The 17,967-nt window shown below is 39.4% G+C and carries 16 protein-coding genes; 6 read left to right on the plus strand and 10 right to left on the minus strand.

What is annotated here, in order from left to right:
- Positions 1 to 2 precede the first annotated feature (2 nt).
- Positions 3 to 1,280 carry an isocitrate lyase gene (aceA, locus tag WAO84_RS01305; protein ID WP_340063213.1) on the plus strand — a complete coding sequence of 426 codons (1,278 nt, stop codon included), beginning with the start codon at positions 3 to 5 and terminating at the stop codon, positions 1,278 to 1,280.
- Positions 1,281 to 1,373: 93 nt separating this feature from the next.
- Here aceA and WAO84_RS01310 read toward each other — a convergent pair whose 3' ends face one another.
- Entirely contained in the window at positions 1,374 to 1,580 is a 207-nt protein-coding gene (locus WAO84_RS01310) for a hypothetical protein (RefSeq protein ID WP_340063214.1), read from the minus strand.
- Between the two features lie 23 nt (positions 1,581 to 1,603).
- A complete protein-coding gene (locus WAO84_RS01315) occupies positions 1,604 to 1,798 on the minus strand; it encodes a hypothetical protein (RefSeq protein WP_340063215.1) in 195 nt (64 codons plus the stop codon).
- Positions 1,799 to 2,002: 204 nt separating this feature from the next.
- On the opposite strand from WAO84_RS01315, the gene WAO84_RS01320 reads away from it, so the two are divergent.
- Complete coding sequence (locus WAO84_RS01320) at positions 2,003 to 2,734, plus strand: M15 family metallopeptidase (protein ID WP_340063216.1); 732 nt, start codon at positions 2,003 to 2,005, stop codon at positions 2,732 to 2,734.
- A gap of 68 nt (positions 2,735 to 2,802) precedes the next feature.
- On the opposite strand, the gene WAO84_RS01325 is transcribed toward WAO84_RS01320, so the two are convergent.
- The 7 genes from WAO84_RS01325 to tsaD are packed head-to-tail and all read right to left on the minus strand — an operon-like array spanning position 2,803 to position 8,645.
- Positions 2,803 to 3,552, minus strand: coding sequence for a hypothetical protein (locus tag WAO84_RS01325; RefSeq protein WP_340063217.1), 750 nt, complete (start codon positions 3,550 to 3,552; stop codon positions 2,803 to 2,805).
- A gap of 47 nt (positions 3,553 to 3,599) precedes the next feature.
- On the minus strand, positions 3,600 to 4,799 hold the full coding sequence (locus tag WAO84_RS01330; protein WP_340063218.1) for a class I SAM-dependent methyltransferase: 1,200 nt from the start codon (positions 4,797 to 4,799) through the stop codon (positions 3,600 to 3,602).
- Between the two features lie 4 nt (positions 4,800 to 4,803).
- Positions 4,804 to 5,892 (minus strand): AI-2E family transporter, encoded by a 1,089-nt coding sequence (locus tag WAO84_RS01335; protein WP_340063219.1) that lies wholly within the window; start codon positions 5,890 to 5,892, stop codon positions 4,804 to 4,806.
- Positions 5,893 to 5,908: 16 nt separating this feature from the next.
- The gene (locus WAO84_RS01340; RefSeq protein WP_340063220.1) at positions 5,909 to 6,559 is read right to left on the minus strand and encodes a DUF4159 domain-containing protein; all 651 of its coding nucleotides are present in this window, start codon (positions 6,557 to 6,559) and stop codon (positions 5,909 to 5,911) included.
- Positions 6,560 to 6,598: 39 nt separating this feature from the next.
- The gene (locus WAO84_RS01345; protein ID WP_340063221.1) at positions 6,599 to 7,303 is read right to left on the minus strand and encodes a 16S rRNA (uracil(1498)-N(3))-methyltransferase; all 705 of its coding nucleotides are present in this window, start codon (positions 7,301 to 7,303) and stop codon (positions 6,599 to 6,601) included.
- Positions 7,304 to 7,630 carry a TfoX/Sxy family protein gene (locus WAO84_RS01350; protein WP_340063222.1) on the minus strand — a complete coding sequence of 109 codons (327 nt, stop codon included), beginning with the start codon at positions 7,628 to 7,630 and terminating at the stop codon, positions 7,304 to 7,306.
- Complete coding sequence (gene tsaD / locus WAO84_RS01355) at positions 7,620 to 8,645, minus strand: tRNA (adenosine(37)-N6)-threonylcarbamoyltransferase complex transferase subunit TsaD (RefSeq protein WP_340063223.1); 1,026 nt, start codon at positions 8,643 to 8,645, stop codon at positions 7,620 to 7,622. The genes WAO84_RS01350 and tsaD overlap by 11 nt, the downstream gene beginning before the upstream one ends.
- 85 nt (positions 8,646 to 8,730) lie before the next feature.
- Here tsaD and WAO84_RS01360 point away from each other — a divergent pair, with 85 nt between their 5' ends.
- A complete protein-coding gene (locus WAO84_RS01360) occupies positions 8,731 to 13,143 on the plus strand; it encodes a translocation/assembly module TamB domain-containing protein (RefSeq protein WP_340063224.1) in 4,413 nt (1,470 codons plus the stop codon).
- A gap of 15 nt (positions 13,144 to 13,158) precedes the next feature.
- Here WAO84_RS01360 and WAO84_RS01365 read toward each other — a convergent pair whose 3' ends face one another.
- Positions 13,159 to 14,886, minus strand: coding sequence for a sodium:solute symporter family protein (locus WAO84_RS01365; RefSeq protein ID WP_340063225.1), 1,728 nt, complete (start codon positions 14,884 to 14,886; stop codon positions 13,159 to 13,161).
- A 112-nt stretch (positions 14,887 to 14,998) separates the two neighbouring features.
- Here WAO84_RS01365 and pfkA point away from each other — a divergent pair, with 112 nt between their 5' ends.
- The 3 genes from pfkA to WAO84_RS01380 all read left to right on the plus strand — a co-directional run bounded on the left by pfkA (position 14,999) and on the right by WAO84_RS01380 (position 17,945).
- A complete protein-coding gene (pfkA, locus tag WAO84_RS01370) occupies positions 14,999 to 15,985 on the plus strand; it encodes a 6-phosphofructokinase (protein ID WP_340063226.1) in 987 nt (328 codons plus the stop codon).
- A gap of 29 nt (positions 15,986 to 16,014) precedes the next feature.
- Entirely contained in the window at positions 16,015 to 17,016 is a 1,002-nt protein-coding gene (gene gap / locus WAO84_RS01375) for a type I glyceraldehyde-3-phosphate dehydrogenase (protein ID WP_340063227.1), read from the plus strand.
- A 71-nt stretch (positions 17,017 to 17,087) separates the two neighbouring features.
- Positions 17,088 to 17,945 carry an N-acetylglucosamine kinase gene (locus WAO84_RS01380; RefSeq protein ID WP_340063228.1) on the plus strand — a complete coding sequence of 286 codons (858 nt, stop codon included), beginning with the start codon at positions 17,088 to 17,090 and terminating at the stop codon, positions 17,943 to 17,945.
- Positions 17,946 to 17,967: the final 22 nt, after the last annotated feature.

Below are 17,967 nucleotides of genomic sequence, written 5' to 3' on the forward strand. Positions count from 1 at the left end.
GTATGGAAACAAAAGACAAAATTCAAGCATTGTTAACCGATTGGATGACAAACCCGAGATGGAAAGGCATTGAAAGGCCATATACCGCAGATGAAGTAGTAAAACTTCAGGGGTCTTATACCATAGATTACAGTGTGGCCCGTATGGGAGCAGAGAAACTTTGGAAAAAGTTGCAGGAGCAGGATTTTGTATGCGGACTCGGGGCCCTCACCGGTAATCAGGCCGTACAGGAAGTAGAGGCCGGGCTTGAATCTATTTACTTAAGTGGCTGGCAGGTAGCCGCAGATGCCAATCTGGCCGGAGAAATGTATCCCGACCAGTCCTTATATCCTGCCAACAGCGTACCTCAGGTAGTTAAAAGAATAAATAACGCCCTGTTGCGTGCAGACCAGATACAGGTAGTAAACGGGACCAAAGAACAAAAAGATTACCTGGTACCTATTATTGCCGATGCTGAGGCCGGTTTTGGCGGAAACCTGAATGCTTTTGAACTCATGAAAGCCATGATCGAGAACGGAGCATCTGCCGTTCACTTTGAAGACCAGTTGAGTTCTGCCAAAAAATGCGGGCACCTGGGAGGAAAAGTACTCGTGCCTACTCAGGAAGCCATTAATAAACTGGTTGCTGCACGACTCGCTGCCGATGTTATGGGAGTTCCTACTCTTATCATAGCCCGTACCGATGCCGATGCTGCTAATTTGATCACTAGCGATATTGATGACAGGGATAAGAAATTTATAACCGGAGAACGTTCTTCAGAAGGATTTTTCTACGTACAAAATGGCCTGGAGCAGGGTATAGACCGCGGACTTAGTTACGCACCTTTTGCCGATTTGATATGGATGGAAACCTCTACACCCGATCTGGAGCAGGCAAAAGCCTTTGCCGATGCTATTCATGCAAAATATCCCGGTAAAATGTTAGCTTACAACTGTTCACCTTCTTTTAACTGGGCAGCAAAACTAAGCGTAGATGAAATGGAAGCGTTTAGAGAAGAACTTGCCAAAATGGGATATAAGTATCAGTTTATTACCCTGGCCGGTTTCCATGCCCTTAACACCAGTATGTTTGAATTATCCAAAGCTTATAAAGAGCGTGGTATGGCCGGATATTCCGAATTACAGGAAAGAGAGTTTGTGTTACAAAATGACGGTTACAAAGCCGTTAAACATCAGGGGTTTGTGGGGACCTCGTATTTTGATGCCATTCAAAACACCGTTACAGCCGGCAGTGCCAGTACTGTAGCCATGAAAGGCAGTACAGAAACCGCACAGTTTTAAACATAATCTTTAGTTAGTTATTATAAAAAGTCCGCCATACCGGCGGACTTTTTTTGATTTTACTTTACCTAAAGTTGAATTGATAGCAAGATATCAAATACATCCTGCCGAGACGGTACTCGTACAGTTATCTCCCGGTTCAGTGTTACAGCCACAAAAAGATACCTCTGACACACATAAGTGCCATATGGAAGTACCTTCTTCACTGTTCTTGGTTTCGCCTCCTCTTATTAGCCGGCTATCCAATTTCGAAATCGTCTTTTTTGTAAGGTGCAAAGCACCCATGTTTCTCTTTTTCATAAATTGTGTATTAAAAATTGTCCTCAAGGGCATCCAATACGTGTAGGACATGTTCTGGAAAGCATCGGGTCGTCTCCACAACCTTCGGTGGGTTCTTCAAAACAAGGCAGGCATGAAGAGACTTCATCTGTGTTAACACCTCCTTTTATACGTGTTGACGTAAATTGAGAGATCACTTTTTTGTTAAAGATCAGCTTTTTAGGATTTTTCTTTTTCATATTAAAAAATAAGAGTTATATAATAAGATTGATCTAAAGATATAATTTGTAATATTTTTTAACAATTACAATATGTTATTTTTTTATTAAAAATAGGATTTTGAAGTACTCGTGATGTTGTATTTTTTCTTTTTTTTTGCTTTTAAAAAAGCAGTTTATTTTTATTCAGTTTGATACCATTTCTTTTTTCTGTAACTTGGTTTTATGAAGCCCGTACTTTTTCTGCTTTTGGTTTTTTGGTCGGTTATGGCCTGTAAGAACTGTAAAGACCCCGATTCTTTTGGAGTTACGGTTACGAAGCCGCATATATTAGATACTATTGGCAAGAGCTCAAAGACTGATACGCTTTCCTTGTTTAAACAAAATTTAAAGCAACTGACTAAAACACACGACACTGTATTTGTAAACCTGCGTGATTTTAGTGATGATTTTGTGTATGACCTAAAGTATGCCACAGAAGATAATTTTTTAAAGACAGCGGTTTACGAATGTGCCGCCTGTTATGTAAGAGCAGCAACTGCAAAAGCATTACTTAAAGCAAATCAGGATTTTATGACAAAAGGGTTTCGTATTAAATTCTTTGATTGTTACCGGCCCAATGATGTACAATGGCAGATGTGGGAACTGGTTCCCAATCCTCAATATGTGGCCAATCCTGCTAAAGGCTCGATACATAATAAAGGTGGTGCAGTAGATATTACTCTGGTAGATACGTCAGGCAAAGAACTGGATATGGGCACATCTTTTGATTTCTTTGGTGAAGAAGCCCACCACGATTACACTTCACATCCGGATACGGTACTTAAAAATCGTGCATTGTTAAAACAGATAATGGAAAAACACGGATTCTGGTCCATACGTACCGAATGGTGGCATTATAACCTTACCGCCTTGTCCAATGCACGGGTAGCTAATTTTAAATGGCCTTGTCCTTAAAACAAAAAAGACTCCCTTTTATGGAAGTCTTTTTTAGCTTTAACAGAAAATGAATTCTGCATGACACCTCAATCATCAAGAAGATCTGTATATTCTTTAATTTTGTTTTTCAGGCTGTTGGCCAATGCATTATTTCCATCCTCGTCATTCGGGCTAATTTCAATAAGTCCGTCTGCGTTACCATCTACTGCTGCAGAAAGGTCAATATCATTTAATACCATATTCAGGTCGAAAGTGATCACAATTGTGTTATTGTTATCATTTACCACAATGTTTTCTTCACTGTCTTCAAAATCTACTTCTACTTCTTCCTCAAAACGGTGCCAAAATTCGAAAGGCACTCCATCAATGGTCCCTTTTATCAGGATGGTTTTTTCATATAGTTCACTGGAGGCATTTTCACTATAGTCAAATTCAAATTCAATTTCTTCATATACTCCGTTGGGAATAATAACGTTGGTGAGTGTTACCTCGCCGCTGAGAAGATCGAGTTCAAATGGCCCTACCAGTTCAATGTCATCATCAAAATCGTAATAGCCGTCATCATCCCATGCATCATCGTCATCGTTATCCCACAGATCATCATCAATTTCAAACTCAATTTCTTCTATGTTCACCAGAAACTGAGTGAGCACTACATTTTCATTTCTTGCAAATGAACTTCTGGAAGTGCTTCCCGAATAGGTAGCTTTGGCAGTTATATTTACTCTTCCTGATCCGTCCGGTGTTTCAGAGTCACCGTCATCATTACTACATGATACGCCAAACAGGAGTGTTAAGAAAGTTAAAAATCCCGATAGCAAATTTTTTAGTCTCATTACATGTATTTTTTAAGTTTATACTAATGAAACAGGAAAAGGGTATTTTACCCTACCGTCATTTTTAGTTTTTTTGCAAAAACTGCAATTTTAACATTTTGGAGTCCCGTGGTAAAGAAAACATAGTCGGTTCCTCCGTCTTCGGTTTTAAACTCTTTTTTGAGTTGAGGTACGCTTAACGGGAAGTTGCGGGCAGCCAGGTTCACCTTTTTTTTATGAAGCCTTTTTTTTAGTTCTTTTTTTCGAAAAGGAAGAACGTCTGTAACTTCAAATACTCTTCCGGGAAAGGCTTTTAAAACTGCAGATGTATAGTAATGAGAATCAGGATGCAGTTTTTTTACTTGATATATATGCCCCACATACTTAAAGGCACCTGCTTTTAATATCGCTGCATTGGGCTCATAGATATACTTCTCAACACTTCCAAAAACAGCTTTTGAATCTTTTTCTTCGGGTAATGAAAAAGAGAATACCTGACTTTCGTTAGCTTTCAGGTTCACTGTGTGTATTTCGGGAGTGCCCTGCTCGTTTTTTTTTAACACCCATATAAGTTCTTTTACTTCGTTTTGTACTGCTACTACATGAATGGCGCTTACATTCTCCAGTTCATTAATACCGGCCTGTATATCGAGAAGGGGCGATGTTTTAATAAGAATACGGTGTGCACACTCAAACAGAAATTTGAGATTACGGGGAATATCAGGAATACAATCTCCCAGCAGAAAGATACGTTCATTTTGTGAACCTCTACGGGAAGGATCTGCATAGATCCAGTCAAAAGTGCGTTTGCTTTTCTTTAAATACGCAAGTCCGTCACCGGGTATGCATTGTATGTTTTGCGCATTAAGCTGCTCAAAATTGTACGCTGCCATTTTAGAAAGTTCCTGGTTTACTTCACAGTGGGTTATATATTTTACGGTTTTTGAAAAATAAAAAGCATCTATTCCCAAACCACCGGTAATATCAATGAGTGTTTGGGCTCCGCTGGGTATTCGTGATTTGTAAAGTGCTGTTTTTTCGGAAGAAGTTTGTTCTATCGAAACTTTTTCGGGATAATATATATGGGGATTGGCAAACCAGGTGGGAAGTTTTTTTTCGGCTTTTTTTCGGGAAACGATCTGTTGTACTAACTCCTGTACGGTAATATCGGGAAAAGGGCTGCCTTTAAGTACAATATCGGTAGCACGGGTATTTAAGTGTTGCGTTATAAACGTTTGTACATCTTCACGAAGCAAGGCTTTATTCAACTTTTTAAATATTTTTAGTGAGAGACCGTACTATTTTATTATCGGCCAGAAAGGCTTTTAGCATTACTTTAATAGTAGTATAACCGGGAATTGCGATCATCATACCAACGGGGCCAAAAAGAATACCTGCAATAATAATAATCAGAAATATTTCCAGAGGGTGTGATCGTACACTATTGGAAAAGATATAGGGCTGACTAAAAATGTTGTCAACTAACTGCCCGATGAGAAAACCGATAAAAACATAAATGGTTTTTGGTAAGATCACTTCACTAAAACTGGCCCCCAAATTACTACTCATAGTGAGTATTACCATTAAAGCACCTCCAATAATTGGGCCTATATAGGGAATTAAATTAAGCAATGCGCACAAAAATGCAATAACCACAGCGTTTTTTATGCCAAAAAAGAGGAGAACTACCGTGTAGATCACAAATAAAATGAGTATTTGTAGCAGTAAACCGGCAAAATAACGGGATAAAAGATCTTTAATTTTTTCAAAAGTATTTTTTAATTTTCCTTCATCACTTTCAGGAACGAAAACTAGTATGCCCTGTTCAAAAAGCTTACTGTCTTTAAGAAAGAAAAAAGAAATAAAAAGAACAGAAAATATACCGGCACTGAGACTTCCCAGTGTTCCCGCTACTGAATTCAGCAAATCGGGGATCGCAGAGAGATCAAGTTTTGAAAACCAGTCTGTTTCCTGCAATTTTTGTTGCAGATCAATATCGTTAATGGCAAAATAATCAGAGATTTCTCTGTACAGATCCTCCAGATTGCTTTGAAGTTCATTAATATCGAGTAATGAAAGGTTTTTTCCTTGTCGTATAATAAGTGGAATAAACATAGAAGCCAGGCCTATTAAAAAACCTATCATCACGATCATGGTAAGAATAACGGCTATGGTATTTTTAATTTTAAGCTTGTTGCGCAGAAAGAGAACAATAGGCCTGCCCAGTAACGAAATGACAGCCGCAATAGCAATATAAGCAATTACAGCCCGTACTTCAAATAAAAACAACGCTAAAAGCGCAACACCTGCAAGAATGGCAAAGGCTCTTAAAATCCCGTTTGAAATAACTTTCGAGTCCATAAATTAGAAATAAATCTTAGTTCTCAAACACGTATTGTACAATATTGGCTCCCATTTGCAAAGCTTTTAACCGTATTTCTTCTGGATCGTTGTGAATTTCGGGATTTTCCCAGCCATCTCCCAGATCACTTTCATATGTAAAAAGCAGAACAAGCCTGCCTTCGTGAAAAATGCCAAAAGCCTGGGGCCTTTTGCCATCGTGTTCGTGAATTTTAGGCACTCCCTGTGAAAATTTAAATTTCTGATCAAAAACAGGGTGGTTTACCGGGAGTTCGGTTAACGTTTTATCCGGGAATACTTTTTTTAGTTCTTTTTTCAGATAAGGTTCCATTCCATAATTATCATCAATATGTAAAAAGCCTCCTGAAAACAAATAGTTTCTTAAGTTCTGTGCCTCTTCATCGGTAAAAAAGACATTGCCATGCCCGGTCATATGTACAAAAGGAAATTCAAAAATATCGGTACTGCCGGCTTCTACGGTTTGTGGTTTTAATGAGATACCAGTATTGAGTTCCTGATTACAAAAACGTATGAGATTAGGCAGGGCAGTTGGGTTGGCATACCAGTCACCTCCGCCACCATATTTCAAAATAGCGATTTCCTGAGCCTGGGAATACATACATGTAATACCTAAGATAAATACAATGAATCTGCCGGTTTTGATCATTCTTGATGTTTGTGAGTCAAATGTACTAAAAAGAACGGACTATAAATTGCATAAGGCTACTGTAGTACAGGCCACCAGACCGGCCGTTTCGGTGCGAAGGCGATTATGCCCTAGTGTAATGGGCATAAAACCCTTACGTAGCGCTTGCTGCACTTCTTCTTCGGTAAAATCACCTTCCGGGCCAATGAGTATGGTAGTAGGTTGATCGGGTTGAATTTTTCTTTTAAAACTAAAACGTTCTCCTGCATGACAATGTGCTATAAACAATTGCCCCAATTGTTCCTGTGCTATAAATTCATGAAAAGAAACCGGGTCGTTCAACCTGGGTAGAAAAGACTGCAATGATTGTTTCATGGCAGAAAGCATTACTTTTTTATAACGCTCTTTCTTGATTATTTTCCTTTCTGAATTTTTACAAAACAAAGGTGTTATGGAGTCTATACCAATTTCCGTAGCTTTCTCGAGGAACCACTCAAAACGGTCATTTGTTTTGGTAGGTGCGATGGCTATGTGCAACTGGTATTTTCTGGGAAGCACTTTTTGGGTCTTCACTACTTCGGCCTTACAGTTCCGGGTATGGGTGTCCACAAGTTTTACGGTGAAAAAAAAACCTTTCCCGTTAGTGATCTCCAGAAGGTCTCCCGGAACTTTTCTCAGTACTTTGACAATGTGCTTGCTTTCATCACTTTCAAATGCAAACACGGTCGTATCGGCAGTAATCTCAGGGTGGTAAAAAAGTTGCATTTACAGTTTACGTTTAGCATGTTCTAATCCCAAAGATATCCATTTCAATAGTGATTTCCGGGTTTTTAACCCCTCTTTTTTCACATAAATGTATTCGCGTAAAATTCTGCCGGAAAAGTCCATAGGACGCACGTATGGAGACAGTAATACTACTTCCATTTTTTCTTCAACCACCCTTACAACCAACTCATCTTTCACTACACCCACAGTCATAAGTCCTTCATAAAGGAAAGAAATACCACCGAACATTTCCTTTTCAGAGAAATCTTCCGGTAAACTTTCTAGGCAGCTTTTTACTCTCGATGCTAATTCATGATTATAGGGCATATCTCGCTTTAACACTAATATTGTGGTCGGTAAAATGGCCTTTTAGGTACTTTAAGTATCCTACCATACCTATCATGGCCGCATTGTCTGTACAATACTCAAAACTAGGGATGTATGTGGTCCATCCATATTGTTTTTCAGCCATTTTTAGTGTTTTTCGAATTTGCGAATTAGCCGAGACCCCTCCTCCCAGGGCTACGTGGGTAATACCAGTTTTTTTGACAGCTTTTTTTAATTTATCCATTAAAATTTCAGTTATAGTTTGTTGGATTGATGCACAAATATCATTAATATTTATCTCAATAAATTTAGGATTTTCTTTTAATTCTTTTTGAATAAAATACAAAATCCCGGTTTTAAGCCCGCTAAAACTAAAATCAAGGTCACTCACTTTAGGCTTACTAAACCGGTATGCCTTGGGGTTTCCCTGCTGCGCATATTGGTCAATAAGGGGGCCTCCCGGATAAGGTAAACCCAGTATTTTTGCGCTTTTGTCAAAAGCTTCTCCTACAGCATCATCTAAAGTCTCGCCAATGACTTCCATAGAAAAATAATCAGATACTTTTACAATTTGTGTATGTCCGCCGCTAATGGTCATCGCCAGAAAAGGAAATTCAGGAGAACGGGCATGGGCATCATCTATAAAATGAGCCAGGATATGTGCCTGCATATGGTTTACCTCAATAAGCGGGATATCAAGGCCCAGAGCCATTGATTTTGCAAAAGAAGTCCCAACCAGTAATGAACCCATGAGTCCGGGTCCTCTGGTAAAAGCTATGGCAGATAACCTATTTTTGCCGATATTTGCCTTGGCTAACGCCTGATGTACAACGGGAACGATATTTTGTTGGTGTGCCCTCGATGCAAGTTCAGGAACCACACCACCGTATTCCTCGTGTATCTTCTGGCTGGCCACAACATTAGACAGTACTTTTTCGTTATGCATTACAGCAGCAGAAGTATCATCACAAGAGGATTCAATACCCAAAATGTAGATATCTTTTTTTTTCGGCATTTCTTTTGGAATAAAATTTGTTACTACAAAAATATAACTAAAAAAGACTATCAAAAAATTTAGAAAAATACTAGCGCGTTTTATTATGATCGTACTCCTGGTGCTATTAATAGCTTTTGTGGTACTTTCATTACCGGTAGTGCAGAATAAAATTGCCGGCAGACTCACTCAATTACTCAATGAAGAATTCAATACTCGAATTGATATTAGATCTGTAGATCTTTCTTTTCTGGGTAGTGTAAGGCTTGAAGGCGTATATATAGAAGATCATAAAAAAGACACTCTTTTTTATATAGAAGAACTGAGAACTTCTCTTCTAAGTGTGCGTAACGCGATGAATAACCAGCTTGATTTTGGAAGTGTCTCCATGAAAGAGATCACCATGAACCTGAAAACATACGAAAATGAGGTCGATACCAATCTGGATGTTTTCGTAGCCCTGTTTGAGGAGCCTTCTGATACGGTTTCCGGTAGAACCTTTCAATTGACAACCCGGAATATTTCTATTGAAAACGGAAGCTTTCGGCTCATAGATGAAAATGCATCTAAGCAAAAAATACTTGATTTTAATGAGCTTTATGCCAATGTATCCGACTTTACTATTACAGGGCCCAATGTAACTGCCCAAATAGAAAGTCTGGCATTTGATACCCAACAGGGTGTGAACGTAAAAGATATGAGTTGCCATTTTGTTTATGGTCTTGATGAGATGCGTTTTGATTCCTTCCATCTGCGTACTCAGTATTCCGATGTAAGTGCAGATATTGTTTTTAATTATAACCGTGAAGATTTTAAAGACTTTCTAAACAAAGTAAAGATAGAAATGGATTTTCACGATTCTGAAGTTTCTCTAAATGAAGTAAATACCTTTTACAATGAGTTTGGTGATGATAAGATCATTACCTTTTCTGCGGAAATTACCGGGGTGCTCAATGATTTTAATGCCAATGCCATGGAAGTAGAGTCTGGTAACACATTAATACGTGGAGATTTTGTCTTTAAGAATATTTTTGATTCTTCCAGACCTTTTTATCTAAAAGCAGGTATTGAGAATATTACATCCAGTTACACACAATTAAAAGGGTTACTTCCCGATATACTGGGTAAAACACTCCCTTCATCATTTGAGAAGTTTGGGCAGTTTACTATTAGAGGGAATACCACGGTTACCGAACAGAATATTAGTACTACCATTAACCTTTTTACAGACCTCGGCAGTAGTTACTCTGATATGAAACTTACCAATATTGAAGATATAGACAATGCATCTTACCAGGGGTTCATTTCGTTTATTGATTTTGATCTTGGTAGCTTTCTGGATGATCCCTCATTAGGAAAAGTGTCTTTAGATTTTGATGTAGATGGTAAAGGGTTTACAAAGGAAAACCTTAATACAGAAGTATCGGGCAAAGTATTTGGCCTTGTTTACAACGGATATAATTATAAAGACATACAGGTGGTTGGAATACTAAAAGATCAGCTTTTTGACGGTAATATGATTTCATCAGATCCCAACGCGACTTTTAGCTTTAAGGGCCTTGCTGATCTTTCGGGAGCAAAGAATGAATTTAATTTCATTGCTGTGGTTGACCGTGCTGACTTAAACAAGCTTCGTTTTGTTACGAGAGATAGACTTTCTGTTTTTAAAGGAACAGTGTATATGAACATGACAGCCAATACCCTTGATGATGCAGAAGGCACCATTGGTTTTCTGAGAACCAGCTATATAAACCAAAACAACGAGTACTATTTTGATGATTTCAAAATTACTTCAGAATTTTTAGAAGATGAACGCCGGCTGGAGATCAACTCGCCAGATATCATGACCGGAACCGTACAGGGTAAGTTTTCGTTCAGGGAAGTAGGAAAGCTTATTGAAAACTCCATTGGCAGTATTTATACCAATTATAGCCCCCATAAAGTTACCCCGGGACAGTATATGGAGTTTAACCTAAACATTTACAACAAGATCGTAGAAGTTTTCTTTCCGGATGTGGTATTTGGCCCCAATACTATCTTACGGGGCAATATGATTGCCGATAACGGAGATTTTAAATTAAACTTCAGATCTCCCCATATAGAAGCATTTGGAAAAACACTGGACAGTGTTCAACTCAGAATAGACAATAAAAACCCGCTGTTTAATACCTATATTGAAGTGGCGCATATGGATGCCGGCTTTTACAAAGCAAAAAACTTTAACCTAATCAATGCCACTATAAAAGATACTCTTTTCTTTAGAACAGAGTTTCAGGGAGGTAAGGAATACGGAGATGTCTATAACCTCAATTTTTACCATACCTTTAATGCGCAAAAAAGATCAGTAATTGGCCTGAAAAGATCAGATGTTGGCTTTAAAGGCAACAAATGGCAGCTTAATGAAAAAGGGAACAATAAAAATAAAGTAGTATTTAACCGCACTTTAGATTCTATTAGTATTCAGGATATAGATATGACCCTTAATCAAGAAGAGATCGTTTTGAGAGGAGAACTTATAGACTCTGTTTACAAAGATATCAAACTCAATTTCAGGAACGTATCTTTAGAAAAAATAAGCCCGGAAATAGACAGCCTTTATCTTTCCGGAAAGATTAATGGGTCTTTGAATATCTTGCAACGAAATACGCAGTATTTTCCTTCTTCCAATCTTATAATTGACAACTTTGCAGTAAACAAGTATCCTTTTGGGGTCTTGGATGTTTCCATATTAGGAAATGAGGATCTAACCAAATACTCAGTAGATGCCACTTTAATTAACAACAGGGTAAAGGCACTTAGTATCTTGGGCGATGTAGTATTTACTGAAAAAGAATCTTCATTCAACCTTTCCACGTCATTAGATAATCTCAATCTTGCACCTTTTAGTCCGCTGGGAGACGAAGTAGTCTCTGATATACGCGGTAATGTTTCCGGTGCCGCCCGTATTACAGGCTCTTTTGAAAACCCTTCGATTGACGGACAGCTTTTACTGGATAAAGCAGGGCTCCGCGTCCCATATTTGAATGTGGATATGGATTTTGATGACCTTTCTACCATTACCCTTTACGGGCAAACATTTGAGTTTTCAAATATACAGGTAACCGATACCAGTTTTGGTACTAAAGCCAGCCTTAATGGAGGTATTTCTCATAACCAGTTTTCAGACTGGTTCATGAACCTGAGACTAGACACCGAGAATGAGCGTTTTCTTGTGTTAAATACTGATTTTGATGAAGATGCTCTATACTACGGTACTGCATTCATGAATGGCTTTGCAGAGATAAGTGGCCCTACAGACGCTCTTACCATTCAGGTTATTGCAGAAACCAGCGAAGGAACATCTTTTAAGATCCCTATTAGCGATGTAACTACTATAGGCGATGCTTCATTTATTAATTTTATTGACAAGAATGAAACGGATAAAGAAGCACTGGAACGCAGATTACGGGAGTACAGCGGACTTGAACTGGAATTTGACCTGGATGTAAATCCTGCAGCAGAGGTAGAAATTGTGTTAGATCGCAAATCGGGAAGTACCCTGAGAGGACGGGGAGCCGGAAACCTTCTTATAGAGATCAATACCAATGGAAAATTCAGGATGTGGGGTGACTTTATTACCTTTCAGGGAGATTATAAATATAAATACAAAGGTGTTTTTGAGAGAGATTTCAGAGTGTTACCCGGGGGTACCATTACGTGGGACGGAGACCCTCTTAATGCAAACGTAAATATTGAAGCTGTTTACCGAACATCTGCCAACCCTGCAATTCTGTTAGATAATAACTCTATTACCCGAAGGATCGATACCGATGTAATTATTCATCTGGAAGGGCAGCTACTACAACCTAAAATAGATTTTGAAATAGATTTTCCCAATACCAATCCCGTTACCGTTGCAGAACTGCAATACCGCCTGGAAGATAAAAACCGTAGAGAATTACAGGCATTTTCATTGCTGTCACAAGGTACTTTTGTGAATGAAGTAACCCTTACTCAACAGGCCCTTGCCGGTAATATTGCCGGGTTTGCTTCCAGCTTCGTAAATGACATTTTTAACTCAGAAAACAGTAAGTTTGATCTGGGCTTTTCTTATGATGTAGGAGAAAGGAATCCCTTGGGTATTAATAATGGAGATCGTTTGGGAGTAACGGTATCTACGCAGATAAGTGACCGTATTCTGGTTAACGGCGAGATAGGAGTACCCGTAGGAGGAGTAACCGAATCAGTAGTGGCCGGAGATGTTGAAGTGCAAATATTGCTTAATGAAGAAGGAACCCTGAGTGCTAAGATCTTTAATAAACAAAATGAAGTACAACAATTTCTTGCAGATAGACAGGGGTACACTCAGGGAATAGGTTTATCGTATCAGGTAGATTTTAATACCTTTAAAGAGTTGATAAATACTCTTTTCAAGAAAAAAGATAAAGAAGAAATGATAGAGGTAGCCAAGAAGAAAGAGGCAGAAGCTCCTAAACTGGGTGAGGGGATCATTAATTTTTCGAATAAAAACCGAGAATAATACCCTTCAACAGGTTTAATTTATTTTTTTCCACAGTTTTATGATCACCCATGTACAAATTAACGTGATGCCAAATAAGATAAGGCCCAGAGACGTTTTTCCGTAAATAACATACCCTGTCCCTATGAGAAGGGCATATACGCCGGCCACTCCACAGAGAAAAGCACCTATTTTAAGCGGAAAACCTTTAAATTTAGATTCTTCACCAAAAATAAGCGTATTAAAAGAGGTCATAGTTTGCGCATCAGTAGCCGGGGTCAATAAGGTGACGAGCACCCAACCCACAGTAGTTACTAACACCCCTGTAACCAGTTTCCAGTGTGAGGCCATTTCGATAAAAGGAATATCCTGTTTTCCGTCAATAAAAAATATAATGGCAATGGTAAAAGACAGTAGCATAGCGGCTATTTCACTGTAGGGATTAATTCGTTTCCAGTACCATCGCAGTATGAAAAGCAAACCTGTTCCTGCGCCTATTTGCAGCATCAGGTCAAATGCTTCCCGGGCTTCTTCCAGTACAGTTGCCAGTAAAGCTGCCAGGATCATCATAACTAGAGTAGATAACCGTCCCACGCCTACCAGGTGTTTTTCGGAAGCTTCCGGATGGATAAAACGTTTGTAAAAATCGTTTACTACATATGAGCTCCCCCAGTTAAGGTGTGTTGATATGGTACTCATAAAAGCGGCTATAAGCGAAGTGATCACAATACCCAGTAGCCCTGCCGGCAAAAAAGTAAGCATAGCGGGATAGGAGAGGTCGTGCTTAATAAAGCTTTCTTTGAGGTTGGGAAACGTTTGTTGTAAGGAGGCCAGATCGGGAAAAATTACCAGAGAGGCCAGGCCAATAAGTATCCATGGCCAGGGGCGCAGGGCATAATGCGCCACATTAAAGAAAAGTACGGCCCAGGTAGCGTGTTTTTCATTTTTGGCAGCCAGCATCCTTTGCGCCACATACCCACCACCTCCGGGTTCAGATCCCGGATACCAGACGCTCCACCACTGTACAGCCAGAGGGATCAATAAAACAGGAATATATACTTCAGGTTTGCTAAAATCAGGAAACATAGAAAGTTTGTCTGTAACCTGTGGAACATCTAACAGTTTAGAAAGCCCGCCAATTTGCGGAAGGTCAATAATATAGATGGCAGCCCAGATACTTCCGGTCATTGCTATGATAAACTGAATAAAATCTGTGATCAATACCCCTTTTAGACCGCCTAACATTGCGTAGAAAACGGTTACCAATGATGCTATAAGAAGTGTTTGCCACTCATTAAAACCAAACATTACATGCCCTATTTTAATAGCAGCCAGGCAAACATTGGCCATGATCACGATATTAAAGAATACTCCCAGGTAAAGTGCTCTAAAACCTCGTAAAACGGCAGCGGCTTTTCCGCGATATCGCAATTCATAAAACTCCAGATCGGTGGTAATACCGCTTTTGCGCCAGAGCCTGGAATAGAAAAACACAGTGAGCATACCGGTTAAAAGGAAACTCCACCATATCCAATTTCCATATACACCTTCTTTTCGAACCAGTCCGGCAACAAAATTGGGGGTATCGGCTGCAAAGGTAGTAGCTACCATAGATACCCCTAATAACCACCAGGGCATATTACGACCCGACAAAAAGAAGGAGCTCGCATCTTTACCGGAGCTTTTAGAGGTTTTTATACCAATATATAATGAGAGTAAAAAAAAACCGATAATCAGCGCATAATCTATGGTAGAAAGCGTCATAAAATAAAACTTATTAACGAAAACGTTTGAAATCCCAAAACTATGTAAAATTAGAGAACCCAATCATAGAAAATTAAAATATGTTTGGTAGATTTACTTCTAAAATTTTTTTATGTCAGCAAGTATACACCGGGTAGCAGTACTTACTTCGGGAGGTGATTCACCAGGTATGAATGCCGCAATTCGTTCTGTAGTGCGTGCCTCCGTTTACCATAAATTAGAATGTGTGGGTGTTTACAGAGGGTATCAGGGAATGATAGAAGGAGATTTTAAGGAAATGAATGCCCGTAGTGTAAACAATATTGTTAACAAGGGAGGTACTATCCTTAAATCGGCACGTTCACAGGAATTCCGAACGAAAGAAGGGAGAAAAAAGGCATATGAGGCATTAAAGGCTGCAGGTATAGATGCTTTTGTGGTAATAGGAGGGGACGGGAGCTTTACGGGTGCCATGATCTTTAATCAGGAGTTTGGTTTTCCTGTAATGGGTATTCCGGGCACTATAGATAATGATATTTTTGGCACTAATTTTACACTAGGCTTTGATACGGCCGTTAATACGGTGGTAGAGGCCATTGATAAAATACGGGATACTGCCAGCTCTCATAACCGGCTGTTTTTTGTTGAAGTAATGGGTCGGGATGTAGGGCACATAGCACTTAATGCAGGAGTTGGTGCGGGTGCAGAAGAAATACTTATTCCTGAGGAGGACCTGGGGCTTGACCGTTTACTGGAATCACTGGAACGCAGCAGGAAATCAGGAAAATCATCCAGCCTGGTAGTGGTAGCCGAAGGAGATAAGATAGGTAAAAATGTATTTGAGCTTAAAGAATATGTTGAAGAGAACCTGCCTGATTATGATGTGCGTGTTTCGGTTTTGGGACATATGCAACGCGGAGGGAGCCCTTCGTATTTTGACCGGGTTCTCGCCAGCAGAATGGGTGTAAAAGCTGTAGAAAGCCTGCTGGAAGGCAAAACAAACTATATGGTAGGGGTTATTGATAATAAAATGGCGCTTACCCCGTTGGATAAAGCGATAAAAGGACATTCAAAAATTGATCTTGAACTACTTCGCGTATCTGACATAATGTCTATTTAATTTAAAAATACAATTAAAGAAATTATAAAATGGCAACATTAAAAATTGGTATTAACGGCTTTGGCCGTATAGGAAGACTGGTATTTCGTGCTACGGTTCAAAGAGAGAATGTAGAGGTAGTGGCAATTAACGATTTACTGAATGTAGAGCATTTGGCGTATCTTTTAGAATATGATTCGGTACATGGCAGATTCAACGGTACTATTGCCGTAGAAAATGAACATCTGGTAGTAAATGGAAAAAAAATACGGATCACTGCCGAAAGAGACCCGAAAAATTTAAAATGGGGTGAAGCAGGAGTTGATGTTGTTGCCGATTGTACCGGGATATTCACCACTTTGGAAACCGCACAGGCACATCTGGATGCCGGTGCCCGAAAAGTGGTAATTTCTGCCCCTTCCAAAGATGCTCCTATGTTTGTAATGGGTGTGAACCACCATGAAGTAAAACCTTCAGATGCTATTGTATCTAACGCTTCCTGTACCACAAACTGTCTGGCACCACTGGCAAAGGTGCTCAATGACACTTATGGTATAGATGAGGGACTTATGACCACCGTACACGCCACTACGGCTACGCAATTAACAGTAGATGGCCCTTCAAAGAAAAACTTTAGAGGAGGTAGAAGTGCCCTGCTTAATATCATTCCGGCTTCCACCGGAGCAGCAAAAGCAGTTACTAAAGTGATCCCTGAACTGAAAGGTAAATTAACAGGAATGGCTTTTCGGGTACCTACGGCAAATGTTTCGGTAGTAGATCTGACAGTGCGCCTGAAAACCGATACTTCTTATGAAGCCATCAAACAAACGATGAAAGCGGCTGCCGAAGGAGAACTGAAAGGTATTTTAGGATATACAGATGAGATGGTAGTGTCTCAGGATTTCATTGGTGACCCAAGAACCAGTATCTTTGATGCAGAAGCCGGTATAGAGCTGAATTCAAAATTCTTTAAATTAGTTTCCTGGTATGACAATGAAGCCGGATATTCTCATAAACTGGTAGATCTTGCAGAGCATATTAGTAAGCTTTAATTAAAGAACTTTTTAAAGAAGCGTCTGGTTAGAAAAAGCATGTACCCGGCCGGGGATAAAAAACGTATAAAATGATTTTAATAGTAGACAGTGGGGCAACCAAATCTGACTGGATTGCCATGGACCAAAACGGGAATCAGTTATTAATGACACAAACACTTGGTTTGAGTCCGGAAGTACTTACCCGCGAGATCATTGTTGAGCGGCTGGCTAATAATTTTGAGCTGTCTAAACACAGAAAAGAAGTAACCCAGCTTCATTTTTACGGTGCCGGATGCGGTACGATTCGCATGCGAAATTATTTGAAAGATATATTTTCTGAGTACTTTGTGAATGCCCGGATACATGTAAAAGAAGATACCTACGCTGCAGTTTATGCAACGGTTGAGAATAACCAGAGTGCCATAGTATGCATATTGGGAACGGGCTCTAACTGCTGTTTTTATGACGGGCATGAACTTTATCAAAAAGTAAGCTCTTTGGGCTATATATTGATGGATGATTGCAGCGGCAACTATTTTGGCAGACAATTGCTAAGAGATTTTTATTTCCACAAAATGCCACCCAGGCTCGCGGCAAAATTTGACCAGGAATACGATCTGGATGCTGATGTGATCAAGAACCACTTATATAAGCAACCTAATCCCAATACCTACCTGGCTACGTTTGCCAAGTTTGTAATACAAAACAAGAATGAAGTGTATTGCCAACAACTCATACGTAAAGGCATGAAACTTTTTATAGAAAATTCCATTAAGCAGTTTGATCAGGCCACAGAAGGGGTCCCCATTCACTTTGTAGGCAGCATTGCCTATTATTTGCAGGATGAGCTCAGGGAGGTTCTTCAGGAAAACAATTTAAGTTTGGGGCGTATTTTAAGAAGGCCCATTGACGGGCTGGTAGAATACCACCGATCTATTTTTGCCTAATAAACTGTTCTTATTAGAACCC

Origin of the sequence: Ascidiimonas aurantiaca (assembly GCF_037646345.1) — a bacterium.
GTDB classification, from domain to species: domain Bacteria; phylum Bacteroidota; class Bacteroidia; order Flavobacteriales; family Flavobacteriaceae; genus Ascidiimonas; species Ascidiimonas aurantiaca.